This window comes from Enterococcus sp. DIV0660C (assembly GCF_017316125.1).
Classification (GTDB): Bacteria; Bacillota; Bacilli; order Lactobacillales; family Enterococcaceae; genus Enterococcus_B.
Window position 1 is genome coordinate 99,711 of sequence record NZ_JAFLWA010000003.1, and the last position, 17,086, is coordinate 116,796.

At 37.6% G+C, this 17,086-nt stretch carries 17 protein-coding genes; 16 read left to right on the plus strand and 1 reads right to left on the minus strand.

Annotated features, from left to right (window positions below; translation table 11 throughout):
- The first annotated feature begins 38 nt into the window (after positions 1-38).
- Positions 39-746: a GntR family transcriptional regulator gene (locus tag DOK81_RS00685; protein WP_206898431.1), complete on the plus strand. Its 708-nt coding sequence runs from the start codon at positions 39-41 to the stop codon at positions 744-746.
- A gap of 48 nt (positions 747-794) precedes the next feature.
- Here the strand turns inward: DOK81_RS00685 and DOK81_RS00690 are convergent, their stop codons facing one another.
- Positions 795-1,433 (minus strand): YigZ family protein, encoded by a 639-nt coding sequence (locus DOK81_RS00690; protein ID WP_206907170.1) that lies wholly within the window; start codon positions 1,431-1,433, stop codon positions 795-797.
- A 131-nt stretch (positions 1,434-1,564) separates the two neighbouring features.
- On the opposite strand from DOK81_RS00690, the gene DOK81_RS00695 reads away from it, so the two are divergent.
- The 15 genes from DOK81_RS00695 (at position 1,565) to pstB (DOK81_RS00765) (ending at position 17,081) form a co-directional block, all read left to right on the plus strand.
- On the plus strand, positions 1,565-1,855 hold the full coding sequence (locus DOK81_RS00695; RefSeq protein WP_206907171.1) for a hypothetical protein: 291 nt from the start codon (positions 1,565-1,567) through the stop codon (positions 1,853-1,855).
- A 104-nt stretch (positions 1,856-1,959) separates the two neighbouring features.
- Positions 1,960-2,283 carry a PTS sugar transporter subunit IIB gene (locus DOK81_RS00700; RefSeq protein WP_067483795.1) on the plus strand — a complete coding sequence of 108 codons (324 nt, stop codon included), beginning with the start codon at positions 1,960-1,962 and terminating at the stop codon, positions 2,281-2,283.
- Between the two features lie 88 nt (positions 2,284-2,371).
- On the plus strand, positions 2,372-3,688 hold the full coding sequence (locus tag DOK81_RS00705) for a DEAD/DEAH box helicase (protein WP_206907173.1): 1,317 nt from the start codon (positions 2,372-2,374) through the stop codon (positions 3,686-3,688).
- Positions 3,685-4,392, plus strand: coding sequence for a ComF family protein (locus DOK81_RS00710; protein WP_206907176.1), 708 nt, complete (start codon positions 3,685-3,687; stop codon positions 4,390-4,392). Before DOK81_RS00705 ends, DOK81_RS00710 begins: the two co-directional genes overlap by 4 nt.
- A 137-nt stretch (positions 4,393-4,529) precedes the next feature.
- Positions 4,530-5,084, plus strand: coding sequence for a ribosome-associated translation inhibitor RaiA (gene raiA / locus DOK81_RS00715; RefSeq protein WP_067483801.1), 555 nt, complete (start codon positions 4,530-4,532; stop codon positions 5,082-5,084).
- A gap of 207 nt (positions 5,085-5,291) precedes the next feature.
- Entirely contained in the window at positions 5,292-7,826 is a 2,535-nt protein-coding gene (gene secA, locus DOK81_RS00720; protein WP_206907177.1) for a preprotein translocase subunit SecA, read from the plus strand.
- A 150-nt stretch (positions 7,827-7,976) separates the two neighbouring features.
- Positions 7,977-9,078 (plus strand): peptide chain release factor 2 gene (gene prfB, locus DOK81_RS00725; RefSeq protein ID WP_206907179.1). Its coding sequence is split into 2 segments (ribosomal slippage): positions 7,977-8,048 and positions 8,050-9,078, totalling 1,101 coding nucleotides; the frame shifts between segments, so codons are not numbered across the junction.
- 110 nt (positions 9,079-9,188) lie between these two features.
- Entirely contained in the window at positions 9,189-9,875 is a 687-nt protein-coding gene (ftsE, locus tag DOK81_RS00730; protein WP_206907181.1) for a cell division ATP-binding protein FtsE, read from the plus strand.
- The gene (gene ftsX / locus DOK81_RS00735) at positions 9,868-10,752 is read left to right on the plus strand and encodes a permease-like cell division protein FtsX (RefSeq protein WP_206907182.1); all 885 of its coding nucleotides are present in this window, start codon (positions 9,868-9,870) and stop codon (positions 10,750-10,752) included. Before ftsE ends, ftsX begins: the two co-directional genes overlap by 8 nt.
- A gap of 155 nt (positions 10,753-10,907) precedes the next feature.
- The gene (gene cls, locus DOK81_RS00740) at positions 10,908-12,356 is read left to right on the plus strand and encodes a cardiolipin synthase (RefSeq protein WP_206907184.1); all 1,449 of its coding nucleotides are present in this window, start codon (positions 10,908-10,910) and stop codon (positions 12,354-12,356) included.
- Between the two features lie 350 nt (positions 12,357-12,706).
- Entirely contained in the window at positions 12,707-13,564 is an 858-nt protein-coding gene (locus tag DOK81_RS00745) for a phosphate ABC transporter substrate-binding protein PstS (RefSeq protein ID WP_206907186.1), read from the plus strand.
- Positions 13,565-13,678: 114 nt separating this feature from the next.
- Complete coding sequence (gene pstC, locus DOK81_RS00750) at positions 13,679-14,599, plus strand: phosphate ABC transporter permease subunit PstC (protein WP_206898440.1); 921 nt, start codon at positions 13,679-13,681, stop codon at positions 14,597-14,599.
- A gap of 1 nt (position 14,600) precedes the next feature.
- Positions 14,601-15,485, plus strand: coding sequence for a phosphate ABC transporter permease PstA (gene pstA, locus DOK81_RS00755; RefSeq protein WP_206898441.1), 885 nt, complete (start codon positions 14,601-14,603; stop codon positions 15,483-15,485).
- A gap of 15 nt (positions 15,486-15,500) precedes the next feature.
- Positions 15,501-16,307, plus strand: a complete 807-nt coding sequence (pstB, locus tag DOK81_RS00760; protein ID WP_206898442.1) for a phosphate ABC transporter ATP-binding protein PstB — start codon at positions 15,501-15,503, stop codon at positions 16,305-16,307.
- A 15-nt stretch (positions 16,308-16,322) separates the two neighbouring features.
- Positions 16,323-17,081, plus strand: a complete 759-nt coding sequence (gene pstB / locus DOK81_RS00765; protein ID WP_206898443.1) for a phosphate ABC transporter ATP-binding protein PstB — start codon at positions 16,323-16,325, stop codon at positions 17,079-17,081.
- Positions 17,082-17,086: the final 5 nt, after the last annotated feature.

Here is a 17,086-nt window from a genome sequence, read left to right on the forward strand (position 1 = left end):
AGTTATAATAAAGAAAACGAAAGGAAGGATGAAATCAGATGTCAAATCAGTTACCCGTATATATACAAATTCATGATCAATTAAAAAATGAGATTGAACAAGGGGTCTGGAAAATCGGTGACCGCCTTCCCTCTGAAAGAGAATTGGCTGTAAAATTTAATGTTAGTCGAATGACTTTGCGTCAAGCAATCCAAAATTTAGCAGACGAAGGAATCTTAGAGAGAAAAATTGGTTCAGGGACTTATGTTGCACGTGAAAAAGTTCAAGAAAAAATGTCTGGGACAACTAGTTTTACCGAAATTATGGAGTCACAAAATCGTGTACCTTCTAGCCGAACGGTTTCTTATTTCTTAACATCACCTAGTTCAAGTGAGATGGAAAAATTACAATTAGAAAAAGAGGACGTGATTCTTCGAATGGAACGTATTCGTTATGCAGATAACGTTCCAATTTGTTTTGAAGTTGCCAGTATTCCACAAAAAATCATTGAGGGATATAGCAAATCAGAAATTACAGAATCATTGTATCGAACGTTAGAAGAAAAAGGTGGAAAGAAAATTGGTCATGCAAATCAAACCATCTCTGCTATGTTAGCTTCAGAACAGATTTCTGAATATCTAGAAGTCAAACGTGGGGACGCAGTTCTACGCTTGCGACAAGTTTCTTACTTTGAAGAAGGAACGCCGTTTGAATATGTACGTACGCAATACGTTGGTAACCGATTTGAATTTTACCTAGAGAAATAAAACAAGCTGAAACAATTCGTTGTTTCAGCTTGTTTTTTTGTCTATTTTTCATTTGGTGTAAAGTTGTTCATGATAAGAAATTGGTCCTTCTTCGAAGACAACTTGTCCACTCAATAATTCGGTGACCGCTGCTTTAAACTGTGAGATGTTTGTTTCATTAATCATACAAACAACAATTACTTGATCGGTGTAACGAGTTTCCTTGACAGTCACTTGTTGTAGTTCAAGAAAATTTTCTAGCTTTCCTAGTTGTGGATAAGTGATGGCGATGGCAAGTTCCTGTTGTAAGGTACCTTCAACAATCCCAACCTCAGTTAGACCATGCGAGACAGCTTGCGTATAAGCTCGAATCAATCCGCCAGTACCTAATTTGATGCCACCAAAATAGCGTGTGACAACGGCAACAACATTGATTAGTTCATTCTTTTTTAAAACTTCAAGCATGGGTACGCCAGCTGTTCCGCTTGGCTCGCCATCATCACTACTGCGTTGAATCTCGCTTTGATCACCAATGACAAAAGCACTACAGTTATGATTTGCTTTCCAGTGTTCCTTTTTGATAGCTTGAATAAATGTTTTGGCTTCTTCTTCAGTCGTCACGCGTTTAAAGGAACAAATAAACCGAGACTTTTTTATTTCAATTTCACTTTGGCCATCTTCTTTGACCGTTAGATAACGTTCAATCATTGTTTTACCTCATTTCAAATGAAGAGTTACTTTCTTTAGTATATGAAAAATCTTTTGATGTTTCAACTTCCCAAATGGTTGCGCAAATGCTGGACTATGGGATAATGAAGGAAAGGTAGGTGAAGTTGGGAATGAAAGAACGTGTGAAAAAATATGATGCTATAACCCACTACATAAAAAATAATGGTGGTTCGCAAATTACTTTGACGTTTACTCAAATGGATGAGTTGTTATTTCCTAACAGTGGGCTTCCAAAGTCTGCCAGACAGACGACGGATTGGTGGGCAAACGATTATCGTCATCCGGAAAAAGGGGCTTATGGTTGGCTGAATGCAGGATATGAAGTTGTTGTTGTTAATTTGGCAAAAGAATATATCGTCTTTAACCAATTAGTAAAATCCAGTTGGTTGTTCAATGAGTGAACCGCATTCAGAAAACGTTGACAATCGTTATCTTTTAGCTATAATAAATACATAGGAACAAGAAAGCGGTTACGTTCCTTGGCTTAGAAAAGGGGAGATTAACAATGTCAAAAAAAACAATTATGCTTGTCTGTTCAGCTGGTATGAGTACGAGCTTATTAGTAACTAAAATGGAAAAAGCTGCGGAAGCACAAGGCTTAGATACAGATATCTTTGCAGTATCTGCATCTGATGCAGATAATCATTTAGCAAGCAAAGACGTTGATGTTTTATTATTAGGCCCACAAGTTCGTTTTATGAAAGGTGACTTTGAAAAACGTGTTGAGCCAAAAGGAATTCCATTAGACATCATCAATATGGCTGATTACGGCATGATGAATGGCGAAAAAGTGTTACAACAAGCTTTGACACTAATTGGCGATAAATAAAGAGTACTGACGAATTAAAAAGTGCGAGGTTTTTTCATTTCGAAAATGCCTCGCACTTTTTTTGCGTATCTTTTTTTAGGGAAGAAAAATGCCACACAAAAAAGTTTGGGGAAGGCGACTCTTAACAAGAGAAGTCGCACAACTACCAAAAGAAATACTGAATCAAGTCACGTATCAACGAACTGCTAGTGTAATGAAACGAAACCAACAGATCATTTGTCAACGTTGTGGACAAATCACTCAGCAACAAGAGGCCAAACTAAATGAAGAAGACTATTATTGTCCACATTGTTTATTTTTGGGACGAAACGATACGACCCAAGAATTATGGTTATTTGATCAGCCACCATTGTTTCCACGTCAAATTATTTTTACTTGGGACAAAACATTAACGATAGAGCAAGCCAAAATCGCCCAACGTTTGACTACGCAAGTCACAGATCATCATTTAATCTGGGCTGTGACCGGTGCCGGAAAAACAGAAATCTTGTATCCACTTTTACAATTGTTGCTAGCAACTGGGAAACGAGTGGCGATTGCTTCACCACGGGTGGATGTGTGCCAAGAACTTTTGCTGCGTTTTACTACAGTCTTTCCAGAAGAAAAAATCGTCTTACTTCATGGCAAACAACAGGTTCCCTATACATTTAGTTCCTTCGTTATTTGTACGACACACCAGTTGTATCGTTTTTATCATGCGTTCGATTTATTAGTCGTCGATGAAATTGATGCGTTTCCCTATGTCAGGGATCAAGGACTTCAGTATGCGACGGAAACAGCGAAGAAGCCTGATGGCCAATTGATCTATTTAACAGCAACACCCGATGAACGTTTGCTAAAAGAAATCCGACGGACATTTCAGATCCATTACTTACCTTTACGCTTTCATCAACGACTGTTACCCGAGCCACGACTCATTTTCTGGAATAATTGGCGCCTGTGCTTAAACAAACGAAAAAAAATGAACCCGTTAATCAAAAAAATCCAAACATTAGTGAAAGACAACCATGTCTTGTTGTTTTGTCCAAGCATTGAATTGATGAATGAGTTACAAATGAAATTAGCAGAGTGGTTGCCAACGATTAACATTACCTCTGTATCTTCAAAAGATAAAAAACGTCAGGAAAAAGTACAAGCAATGCGTCATCAAAAATATGAGGTGCTTTTAACTACCATGATTCTTGAACGAGGTGTTACTTTCGAAAATATTTCAGTTATTGTTCTAGGCGCAGAACATGAAGTTTTTACGAAATCTGCACTGGTCCAAATTGCCGGTCGAGCAGATCGCAAGGGAGAATTCAGTAACAGCCAAGTCTGTTTCTTTTATCATGAAAAAACGCGTGCAATCAAAAAAGCAGTAAAAGAAATCAACATGATGAACAAAGCGGGGAGACTCTTACAATGAAGTGTTGCTATTGCCAAAAGCCAATCATTAAAAATTTAACAATCAAGGAACTCGTTCAGCGAAAAAAGTCAGTTGAACTTTGTTGGGAATGTGCCAAACTATTTACTCCTTTATCCAGCGAAAATAAGTGTGATGGTTGCCAAAAAAGTTTATTGAAGAGTGAGAGAAAATCCACACATAGTCAGAAACGCCTTTGTACAGATTGCCTTTATTGGCAAGAACGTTATCCGACATATGATTTTTGCCATCGAAGCTTTTTTAAATATGATGAAGCGATGCAAACGTGGTTCCAACAATATAAATTTACAGGGGATATTCGTTTAGCAGGGACTTTTGCAAAGCAATGGCAAAGTTTACCAAAAAGATTCCCTGATTATCTTTTTTGTCCGATTCCATTATCAAACGAACGACTAGCTCAACGTGGATTCAATCAAGTGAGCCAGATGCTGAAAGTTTCAGGAGTGACTTTTCAGATATTACTTAAGCGAGTCAAACACCATTCTGCGCAGGCGCAACATACTCGAGTGAAGAGATTAGCGATGCCTCAGCCATTTGCCTTGTGCGTTGAGCCAGAGCAAATCAAACAGTGTAAAATTTTATTAATTGATGATGTGTATACAACAGGACAGACGTTATTTCATGCTGCGACTTGTCTTGCAGAATATCAACCAATTGAAGTTCGGACGTTTTCTTTAGCACGATAAAGCAAAAAGTAAAAAATACGTGAAATTGGTAGCGATTTAGTTTGCAAATAGATTAGAGTTCGATATAATATAAATAAGAAGAGGGAAAGAGTGGTCCTTCTCCTTCTTGATTGTGGTAGACGAAAGGGGTAATTTTTATGTTTAGATATAATGTACGTGGCGAAAATATCGAAGTAACTGAAGCGATTCGTGACTATGTTGAAAAAAAAGTAGGCAAGTTAGAACGTTATTTCAGTGATGCACCCGATGCTACAGCCCATGTAAACTTAAAAGTTTATACTGAAAAAACAGCAAAAGTGGAAGTAACGATTCCATTACCTTATCTTGTATTACGTGCGGAAGAAACTTCACCAGATTTATATGCAAGTATTGATTTGGTTGTTGATAAATTGGAACGTCAGATTCGCAAATTTAAAACAAAAATCAACCGCAAATCTCGTGAAACTGGCATGAATACTGCAAGTGCTGCAGTTTTATTCAATGAAGAAAACGGGGAAGGCGAAAACGAATCTGAATTAGATATCGTTCGCACAAAACGTTTGTCGTTGAAACCAATGGATAGTGAAGAAGCTGTCTTACAAATGAATATGTTAGGACACAACTTCTTTATCTTTGAAGATGCTGAAACCAATGGTACAAGTATCGTTTACCGTCGTAAAGATGGAAAATATGGTTTAATCGAAACTGACTAAAAAATAACTATTTTTTAAAACCTTATGGTGTCTAGCTTGACACCATAAGGTTTTTTTACATAAAAAAGCTGTATTTTTATTAAGAATAAAGAAGTTCATAGAATAATCTAGCTAAGATATTTCAATTATCTATAAGTAATGATAAAATGGATAGGAAAGTCTACATAAGCGAGATGGATATTGCAGAAAAAGGAGATTATACAACGAATGGCCAATTTTATACGTTCAATTATTGAAAATGATAAAAAAGAATTAAAACGTTTAGATAGCATTGCTAAAAAAGTTGAATCACATGCTGACAAAATGGCAGCTTTAACTGATGAGCAATTACAAGCAAAAACTGATGAATTTAAAGGTAGATACAAAAAAGGTGAAACCTTAGACCAATTATTACCAGAAGCGTTCGCCGTTGTTCGCGAAGCAGCGAAACGTGTCTTGGGTTTATATCCTTACCATGTCCAATTGATGGGTGGGATCGTTCTTCATGATGGGAACATTCCAGAGATGCGTACCGGTGAAGGTAAAACATTGACCGCTACTATGCCAGTGTATTTAAATGCATTGTCAGGTGAAGGTGTACACGTTGTTACTGTAAATGAATATTTAGCAACCCGTGACTCAACTGAAATGGGTGAGCTATATAATTTCTTAGGACTTAGCGTTGGTTTGAATATCAATTCTAAATCAGCTGATGAAAAACGTGACGCGTATAATTGTGATATTACTTATAGTACAAATAACGAATTAGGTTTTGACTATTTGCGTGACAACATGGTGGTTTATCGTAATCAAATGGTTCAACGACCATTGAACTACGCGATTGTCGATGAAGTGGATTCCATTTTGATCGATGAAGCCAGAACACCATTGATTATTTCAGGACAAGCAGAAAAATCAACTGCTTTATACACAAGAACAGATAACTTCGTTAAACGCTTGAAGGAAGAAGAAGACTATAAAATTGACGTTCAGTCAAAAACGATTGGGTTAACTGAAACGGGTATCGAAAAGGCAGAAGAAACTTTTGGATTAGAAAACTTATATGACATTGAAAACACTGCTTTGACACATCACTTAGATCAAGCATTACGTGCGAACTACATTATGTTACTTGATATTGATTATGTGGTTCAAGACGGAAAAGTCATGATCGTTGACCAATTTACTGGTCGTATTATGGATGGTCGTCGTTACTCTGATGGACTTCACCAAGCAATTGAAGCAAAAGAAGGCGTAGAAATCGAAGACGAAACAAAAACAATGGCTTCGATCACATTCCAAAACTATTTCCGTATGTACAAAAAACTTTCTGGGATGACTGGTACTGCGAAAACGGAAGAAGAAGAGTTTAGAGAAATCTATAACATTCAAGTTATTCAAATTCCAACGAACCGTCCAGTTATTCGTGATGACCGTGCAGATTTACTTTATCCAACGTTGGAAAGTAAATTCCATGCGGTTGTTCAAGATATCAAAGATCGTTATCGTAAAGGACAACCAGTCTTGGTAGGTACAGTTGCGGTTGAAACATCTGAATTACTATCAGATATGTTGAATCGCGAACGGATTCCGCATGAAGTATTGAATGCTAAAAATCATTTTAAAGAAGCCGAAATCATCATGAATGCTGGTCAAAAAGGTGCAGTTACGATTGCTACTAACATGGCTGGTCGTGGGACGGATATCAAGTTAGGTCTTGGTGTACGTGAATTAGGCGGTTTAGCTGTTATTGGTACGGAACGTCATGAATCTCGTCGTATCGATAATCAGTTGCGTGGACGTGCTGGACGTCAAGGAGACCCAGGCATGTCACAATTTTATCTTTCATTAGAAGATGATTTGATGAAACGTTTTGGTTCAGAACGAATCAAGGCTTTCTTGGATCGGATGAAAATTGGGGATGAAGATGCGGTTATCCAAAGTAAGATGTTAACAAAACAAGTTGAGTCTGCTCAAAAACGAGTAGAAGGAAACAACTATGATACGCGTAAAAATGTCTTACAATATGACGATGTGATGCGTGAACAACGTGAAGTAATCTATAAACAACGTCAAGATGTCATCATGGAAGAAACTAGTTTGTCTCAACCATTGATGAATATGGTCAAAAGAACAATTAGCCGTGTAGTAGATGCACACACACAACTAGAAAAAGAAAATTGGAACCTTGAAGGCATTGTTGACTTTGCCGGAAATGCGATTGTCCATGAAGACAGCATCAGTGTGAAAGAGCTTGAAGGAAAAACGCCAGAAGAAATGAAAGCTTATTTAAATGAGTTAGCACAGGATGTGTTTGATACAAAAGCCAACCATTTAAATGGTCCTGAACAACTCTTAGAATTTGAAAAAGTTGTTATCTTGCGCGTGGTTGATTCAAAATGGACAGATCATATTGATGCTATGGATCAATTACGTCAATCAATTGGGCTACGTGCATACGGGCAAAATAATCCGCTAGTTGAGTATCAAACAGAAGGATACAAAATGTTTGAAGATATGGTCGGTGCAATTGAATATGAAGTGACTCGATTATTCATGAAAGCTGAAATCCGTCAAAATGTTCAACGAGAACAAGTATCTCAAGGCGAAGCTTCGCATGCCACAGAAGCAAGTGCAGAAGAAAAAAGTAACACAAGTGCAAAAAAACAACCAGTTCAAGTGAATAAAGTTGGACGAAATGATCCTTGTCCTTGTGGAAGCGGAAAAAAATATAAAAACTGCCACGGGAAAAATGAAGCTTAATCATTTTTAAATAGAAAGAAGCTGGTGAGAGAAGTTCTTTTTAGAAAGAATTTGTCTCACCTTCTTTCTGTTATCTTTAGATTCTGGTAGACTAGAAAAAGAAGTGAAAAGAAGACGAAAAAGATTGTCCAGAGAAAGAAGGAAGCAAACATGGAAATTTTTGAGATTCGCAATTTGTTAGCTGACATGCAAGAGAAGGTCACAAGCTTTAGGGGGTCTCTTTGACTTAGATCAGTTAGAAGAATCGATTGCGCAAGCGGAGTATAAGATGGCTGAACCGGGTTTTTGGGATGACAGTGTTGCTGCTCAACAAGTGATCAATGAAAATAATGCGAATAAAGAAACTTATGACCAATTCCATTCATTAGCGGATGAATTGGAAGAATTAGAACTGTTGACGGAATTGTTGCAAGAAGAACCAGATGCAGAAATGCAAACAGAATTGGAAACACGATTACATGCGTTAAATGAAAAAATGAAGACGTATGAGTTAGCTATGTTACTTGATGGACCTTATGATCGAAATAACGCTATTTTGGAATTACATCCTGGAGCAGGCGGAACAGAATCACAAGATTGGGGCAGCATGTTATTGCGTATGTATACACGCTGGTCAGAACAGCATGGGTATCAAGTGGAAATCTTGGATTATCAAGCCGGTGACGAAGCGGGAATCAAGAGTGTTACTTTACTCATCAAAGGACATAATGCATTTGGGTATTTGAAATCTGAAAAAGGTGTTCATCGCTTGGTTCGAATATCACCGTTTGATTCAGCAAAAAGACGTCACACTTCTTTTTGTTCAGTGGATGTTATGCCTGAATTGGATGAAACAATTGATATTGAAATCAATCCAGATGAGTTAAAAATCGATACGTATCGTGCCAGTGGAGCCGGTGGACAGCACATTAATAAAACAGAATCTGCTGTGCGAATCACACATATACCAACTGGAACAGTGGTTGCCAGCCAAGCACAACGTTCCCAGTTAAAAAATAGAGAGCAAGCAATGGGGATGTTGAAGGCTAAACTTTATCAACTCGAAGTAGAGAAAAAAGAACAGGAAGCTGCAGCATTGCGTGGTGAACAAAAAGAAATTGGTTGGGGTTCACAAATCCGTTCCTATGTATTCCATCCTTACTCAATGGTTAAAGATCACCGAACAAATGTGGAAACCGGGAATGTTCAAGCGGTCATGGATGGAGACTTAGACCTATTTATTGATGCTTACCTAAAACTACATTTGGTATAACATTAGTGGATTATTATTTAATTGACATAAAATTGTAAAATTTTGCAAGCAACTTGAAACATTGCCATGCTATAATGGCTGAAGACTGAAAAAGATATGGAGAGAATGCCATGATTGAAATGAAGGATGTAATGAAGAAGTACTCCAATGGTACGACTGCCATCCGCAATCTCTCGGTCGTTATCGATCAAGGAGAATTTGTTTATGTAGTTGGACCATCAGGAGCAGGGAAATCTACATTTATCAAATTGATGTACCGAGAAGAAAAAGCAACTAAGGGAACATTGAATATTGCAGGACACGATTTGATGGCTATCAAAAATCGTGAAGTTCCTTATTTACGCAGAGAAATTGGAATTGTCTTCCAAGATTATAAACTACTCCCACGGAAAACTGTTTATGAAAATGTTGCTTACGCTATGCAAGTAATTGGTCGTAAACCACGTGAAATCAAAAAACGTGTGATGGAAGTTTTAGATTTAGTTGGGTTAAAACATAAAGTACGTGTTTTTCCAAGCGAATTATCTGGTGGGGAACAACAACGTGTTGCGATTGCACGCGCGATTGTCAACACACCAAAAGTTTTGATTGCAGATGAACCTACAGGTAATTTAGACCCTGAAAATTCATGGGAAATTATGAAACTCCTTGATCGCATCAATGGACAAGGGACGACAGTTGTTATGGCAACACATAACAGTACGATCGTAAATACAATTCGTCATCGGGTAATCGCTATTGAAAATGGACGAATTATTCGAGACCAAGCGGAAGGGGAATACGGATACGATGATTAGAACCTTTTTCCGCCACCTATTAGAAAGTATCAAAAGCTTGAAACGTAACGGCTGGATGACTGTTGCCTCTGTTAGTGCGGTAACAATCACTTTAGCACTTGTTGGTATTTTTATGGCTGTTATTATGAATGCAACCAAACTTGCACAAGATATTGAAGGAAACGTAGATGTTTCAGTTTTTGTTGATATTGGTACAAAAGAGGCGGATATCAAAAAATTAGGAACAGAATTAGAAAAACTTGATCATGTTGAAAAAGTGTCTTTTTCAAGTAAAGACCAAGAATTGAAAAAAATCCAAGCAGCAATGGGTGATTCATGGAATCTATTTGAAGGAGATAGCAATCCTTTATATGATGTATATGTGGTAAGTGCAACCGAACCTTCTTATACCAAAGAGGTCTCAAAAGAAGCAGAAAAATTATCTAACGTTTATCATGCAGATTATGGAGGTACTTCTTCAGATCGGATCTTTGAAATTGCAGGAGCTGTTCGTACATGGGGATTAGCAGCTGCGGCATTGTTATTATTTGTTGCTATGTTCTTGATCTCTAACACGATACGCATTACGATTTTATCTCGTCAAAGAGAAATTCAAATCATGCGTTTAGTTGGAGCAAAAAATGGCTATATTCGTTGGCCTTTCTTCCTAGAAGGCGGTTGGATCGGTTTGATTGGCGCAATTATTCCGATGTTGATCTTAACATTTGGTTATCGTGAAATTTTCCAATTGGTCAATCCATCACTCTTGCGTTCGAACTATTCATTATTACAACCAGCAGACTTTGTTTGGAAAATCAATGTCTTGATGACTGGTATCGGAGTAATCATTGGTTCTTTAGGATCAACAATCTCAATGAGACGATTCCTGAAAATTTAATCAATCATTTACAGTAGAAAACATTGTACTCATGAAAACTGAGTACAATGTTTTTTTTATGGTGAAAAAATGGCTTGAGGCGTATTCTTTTTTCTCTTTACTTTAAAAAAAAACTTGGTTATGCTTAGGAGGTTAGAAAATGAAGAGGTGAATCCATGAAGGTGATTGTTGATAATTTTTTTACGATCATTTTGATTGCGAATATTTTATTATCGCTAATCATTGTGTTTCGTGAAAGAAGAGAAACAGCACAAACATGGGCTTGGTTACTTGTGTTGATGTTTATCCCAATTTTAGGATTTATTCTATATATTTTTTTTGGTAGGGGAATTTCAAAAGATAAAATTTTTGATTTGAAGATGCAAGGAAAAATTGGGATGAATTTGGAAATTGAAGAAGATAAACAAGCGTTAAAACGTGGACTGTATCCCCATCCGCCAACCGGACAAGCCGATGTTAGACAACTGATTTATATGTTGACTGTTTCAGAAGGAACGTTATATACGTCTCAAAACGAAGTTACTTTATTTACAGATGGCCGTGAAAAATTTGATGCGTTGATTGACGATATCAATCATGCCCAAAATCATATCCACCTCGAGTATTATATTTATCGAAGCGATGATTTGGGAGTCGAACTACGGGATGCCTTGATCTCGGCTGCACGACGAGGTGTAAAAGTACGGGTTTTATTAGATGCATGGGGATCTACGCAAGTTTCACTAAGTTTCTTTGATGAATTAAAGAAACATGGCGGGGAAGTTGCTTTCTTTTTCCCTTTATTTGTTCCGTATATCAATCCGCGAATCAATTACCGAAATCATCGGAAAATCGTTGTAATTGATGGACAAATTGGTTATACAGGTGGATTCAATGTGGGGAATGAGTACTTAGGTTTGGTCAAAAAATTTGGGTATTGGCGTGATAACCATTTAAGAATCTATGGCGAAGCTGTTTATAGCTTACAAAATCGCTTTTTGATGGATTGGAATTCTCAACATACAAATGAAGTCAGTTACTCACCAGATTTTTTCCCGAGGATTAATTCTACAGGGGACATGGCTGTACAAATCGTGACTAGTGGGCCTGATTCGGAACACGAACAGATCAAAATGACTTATTTAAAAATGATTTCTTTAGCTAAACGAGAAATTTTGATTCAGACACCTTATTATATTCCTGATGGCTCCATTCATGAGGCGCTCAAGCTGGCTTTGCTAGCAGGCGTAAAAGTTCATTTACAAATTCCGAATAAACCAGACCATCCATTGGTTTACTGGGCAACTTATTCTTTCGCAGCGGAACTGATTGAGTACGGTGCAATCGTTGAAACCTACGAGAATGGCTTTATTCATGCGAAGACGATGATTATTGACGGGGGCGTCGTTTCGGTAGGCTCGGCAAACATTGATGTTCGTTCTTTCCGTTTAGATTTTGAAGTCAATACATTAGTGTATGATGAACGAATGGCTTCGCAAGTACGCAAAGCATTTTTTGATGACTCAAATGTATCAAAACAATTGACAAGAGAAATTTATGAAAATCGAGGCACGATAATCAAACTTAAAGAAGGGTTAGCAAGATTAGTTTCACCATTACTTTAAGAGGGATAAGCAAAAAGGACTTGAAGCATAAATCGCTGATTTATGTTCCAAGTCCTTTTTTATCGGGGTCACTTCTGAATAAATTCAGAAATGAAGAAAACGTCTCAATCCACTTTTGTGAACTTTGGGGTATTTCTTGATTTTTGGGGAAAGCAAGAAATAAGTTCGCTCAAGTTTTTTTGAGAGACGCATTTCAGAAATAGTATAGCATAGTCAAAAATAATGAGATAGTTTTATTTTTATTTTATCAAAAATAACTCATCAATTTGTTATTTAATAATTTTGATTCGTTTTCAATAAACACGGAAAATGTTAGAATAAAATTACTTTATGACTAAAGGAGATTTTTAATGAAAAAATTAAAATTATTATTACCAGTATTGGGATTAGCCATTCTTTTATCTGGATGTGCAAAATGGATTGATCGTGGGGAATCAATTACAGCAGTAGGATCTTCTGCATTGCAGCCACTAGTTGAAACTGTTGCGGAAAGCTACCAAACAGAAAATCCCGGAAAATTCGTCAACGTCCAAGGTGGTGGTAGCGGAACTGGTTTATCTCAAGTGCAATCTGGTGCCGTAGACATCGGAAACTCTGACTTGTTTGCTGAGGAAAAATCTGGAATTGATGCAAAAGCTTTGGTAGATCATAAGGTTGCTGTTGTTGGGATCACGCCGATTGTGAATAAAAAAGTGGGTGTCACAGATATTTCCATGGAAGAATTAAAAAAACTATTTACTGGTGAAATCAAGAATTGGAAAGAGCTTGGTGGGAACGATCAGGCAGTGGTTATTTTAAACCGTGCTTCTGGAAGTGGGACACGTAGTACATTTGAAAAATGGGTCCTAGATGGTGAATCTGCAATCCAAGCACAAGAGCAAGATTCAAGTGGAATGGTTCGCCAAATCGTTGCCGACACACCTGGAGCAATCAGCTATGTCGCTTTTTCTTATGTAACAGACGAAGTAGCAACACTTAAAATCGACGGTGTAGAACCAACAGATGAAAATGTAACAACCAATGAATGGACTATTTGGGCATATGAACATATGTATACAAAAGGTAAGCCAACGGAGTTAACGGATGAATTTTTAGCGTACATTCTTTCAGACGAGATTCAAAATAATATCGTTGGTGAACTAGGTTATATCCCAGTTTCACAAATGAAAGTGGAACGTGACTGGGAAGGAAACATCATTTCTGAATAACCTTTACAAAAAATTTACAAACTTAGCGAAACTTTTACATGTTATTAAAACCAAATTGATGTTTGTTTTGTACACTAAACAAGTATGTTAAACCTGAGCAAGGGGGAGTCATCTGTGGAGGATGTAAAAAAAGTATTATTAACAAAATCGAAGCGTTCAAAAATGGAGCAACGTGGAAAATTTATTAGTTTTCTTTGTATCGCTTTAATTGTTTTAGTGGTATTAGCTATTTTTTATTTTGTTGCAAGTAAGGGGTTAGCAACTTTCTTTGTTGATAAGGTGAACGTGTTCGACTTTTTATTTGGTACGAGTTGGAACCCAAGTCAAGTTGGTCCAGATGGAAAACCGATGGTTGGGGCATTGCCAATGATCACCGGATCTTTTATCGTGACATTTTTATCTGCAATCATCGCAACACCATTTGCTATTGGAGCAGCGGTTTTCATGACGGAAATTTCACCGAAAAATGGAACAAAAATTTTACAACCAGTGATTGAGCTGCTAGTTGGTATTCCATCAGTAGTTTATGGGTTTATTGGTTTATCTGTGATTGTACCGTTTGTCCGTAACGTCTTTGGTGGTACAGGTTTCGGGATCTTGGCCGGAACATTTGTCTTGTTTGTTATGATTTTGCCAACGGTCACAACGATGACTGTTGATGCGTTGAAGTCTGTGCCTAGACATTATCGAGAAGCGTCATTAGCTTTAGGCGCAACGAGATGGCAAACTATTTATAAAGTGGTTCTTAGAGCAGCCGTACCTGGAATTTTGACAGCAGTTGTTTTCGGAATGGCACGTGCATTTGGAGAAGCATTGGCGATCCAAATGGTTATCGGGAATGCAGCATTGATGCCAACTAGCCTAACAACACCTGCATCAACTTTGACTTCGATTTTAACAATGGGAATCGGAAACACGATCATGGGCACGATTGAAAATAATGTGTTATGGTCCTTAGCTTTGATCCTATTATTGATGTCATTATTCTTCAATATTATTATCCGTATGATTGGTAAGAAGGGAGCCTTAAAATAAGATGAATGCAAAACGTTCCGATAAAATCGCAACTGGTATTTTATATGCCGTTTCTGGAATCATTGTTTTGATTTTGGCTGCTTTGTTACTGTACATTTTAGTACGTGGAATTCCTCATATCTCTTGGTCGTTCTTGACTGAACCTTCCAAGGCTTATCAAGAAGGTGGGGGTGTAGGAGTTCAATTATTCAACTCCATCTATTTATTACTGATTACAATGATCATTAGTTTTCCCTTATCACTTGGTGCAGGTATCTATCTTTCTGAATATGCAAGTAAGAACTGGCTGACAGATGTAGTCCGTACTTCTATTGAGATCTTGAGTTCATTACCATCTGTCGTTGTTGGTTTGTTTGGTTTCTTAGTCTTTGTTATTCAGTTTCAATATGGTTTCTCTATTTTGTCTGGTGCGTTAGCGTTGACTGTGTTTAATCTACCGCTTTTGACAAGAACGGTGGAAGAATCATTACAAGCTGTTCATTACACACAACGAGAAGCAGGCTTAGCTTTAGGTTTATCACGTTGGGAAACAGTTTTAAAAGTTGTTGTTCCAGAAGCAACACCGGGGATTTTAACGGGGGTCATCTTGAGTTCTGGAAGAATCTTTGGTGAAGCGGCTGCCTTGATTTATACCGCAGGACAAAGTGCGCCAGCTCTTGACTTTAGTAACTGGAACCCATTGAGTGTTTCAAGTCCGATTAGTATCTTCCGCCAAGCGGAAACATTGGCTGTTCATATTTGGAAAATCAATACTGAAGGAACGATGCCAGATGGTGCTGCTGTATCAGCTGGAGCATCAGCCGTACTGATCATTGCCGTCTTGCTCTTCAACTTTGGCGCACGCGCGATTGGGAAACGGTTATACCGTAAAATGACTTCAGCCTAAGGAGAAGAAGAAACTATGAAAGAATACAATTTGAATGATACAAATATCATCACAATGCCTCCGGAAAAGAAAATTGCTTTACACACGGAAGATTTACATGTCTGGTACGGTGACAATGAAGCAATCAAAGGTGTTGATTTAGAATTTGAAAAAAATAAAATCACTGCCTTGATCGGTCCTTCTGGTTGTGGGAAGTCCACTTATTTACGTTCACTGAATCGAATGAATGATGGAATTGCAAATACAAAAATCACGGGAAAAATCATGTATAAGGATGTTGATGTCAATGCACCACAAGTCGATGTGTATGAAATGCGCAAACGAATCGGCATGGTATTCCAGCGTCCTAACCCATTCAGTAAATCAATTTATGAAAATATCACGTTTGCTTTGAAGCAACATGGCGAAAAAGATAAAAAGAAACTAGATGAAATTGTTGAAACTAGTTTGAAACAAGCCGCTTTGTGGGATCAGGTCAAAGATAACCTTGATAAAAGTGCATTAGCCTTATCAGGGGGGCAACAGCAACGTCTATGTATTGCCCGCGCAATTGCAATGAAACCAGATATTTTATTATTGGATGAACCAGCAAGTGCATTAGATCCTATTTCGACAGGTACTGTGGAAGAAACCCTAGTGAACTTGAAGGAAGACTTTACTATCATTATTGTCACGCACAATATGCAACAAGCTGCGCGTATCAGTGACTACACAGCATTCTTTTACTTAGGGAAAGTGATTGAATACGATCAAACGAAAAAGATATTTACTAGACCGAAAATTCAAGCAACCGAAGATTATGTGTCCGGTCATTTTGGTTAAAACGGAGGCTTCACTATGACAAAAGAAATTATTTCATCAAAAGATCTTCATTTATATTATGGTAAAAAAGAAGCTTTAAAAGGCATCGACTTAAGTATCAACCAAGGTGAGATTACTGCGATGATTGGACCTTCAGGTTGTGGAAAGTCCACTTACTTGCGTTCATTGAACCGAATGAATGACTTGATTCCTGGTGTAACGATTACCGGTAGTGTGCTGTATAAAGGAAAAGATATCTACGGTCCTAAAACGGATACCGTTGAGCTAAGGAAAGAAATCGGTATGGTATTCCAACAGCCTAATCCCTTTCCTTTTTCGATCTATGAGAACGTTATTTATGGGTTAAGACTAAAAGGCGAAAAAGATAAAAAAGTGTTGGATCAAGTAGTTGAAGAAAGTCTGAAAGCTGCCTCTGTTTGGGATGATGTGAAGGATAAACTGCATAAGAGCGCATTATCTTTATCTGGTGGGCAACAACAACGGGTATGTATCGCACGTGTGTTAGCAGTCAATCCAGAAATTATTTTATTAGATGAACCAACAAGCGCGCTTGACCCTGTTTCAACTGGAAAAATTGAAAGTATGTTGTTAGAATTGAAAGAGAATTATACGATGATCATGGTTACACATAATATGTCACAAGCTTCTCGTATCTCAGATAAAACAGCTTTTTTCTTAGATGGCCATTTAATTGAATTCAATGATACAAAGAAAATTTTCATGAATCCAGAAAAACAAGAAACAGAAGATTACATCTCAGGACGATTCGGATAAGGGGG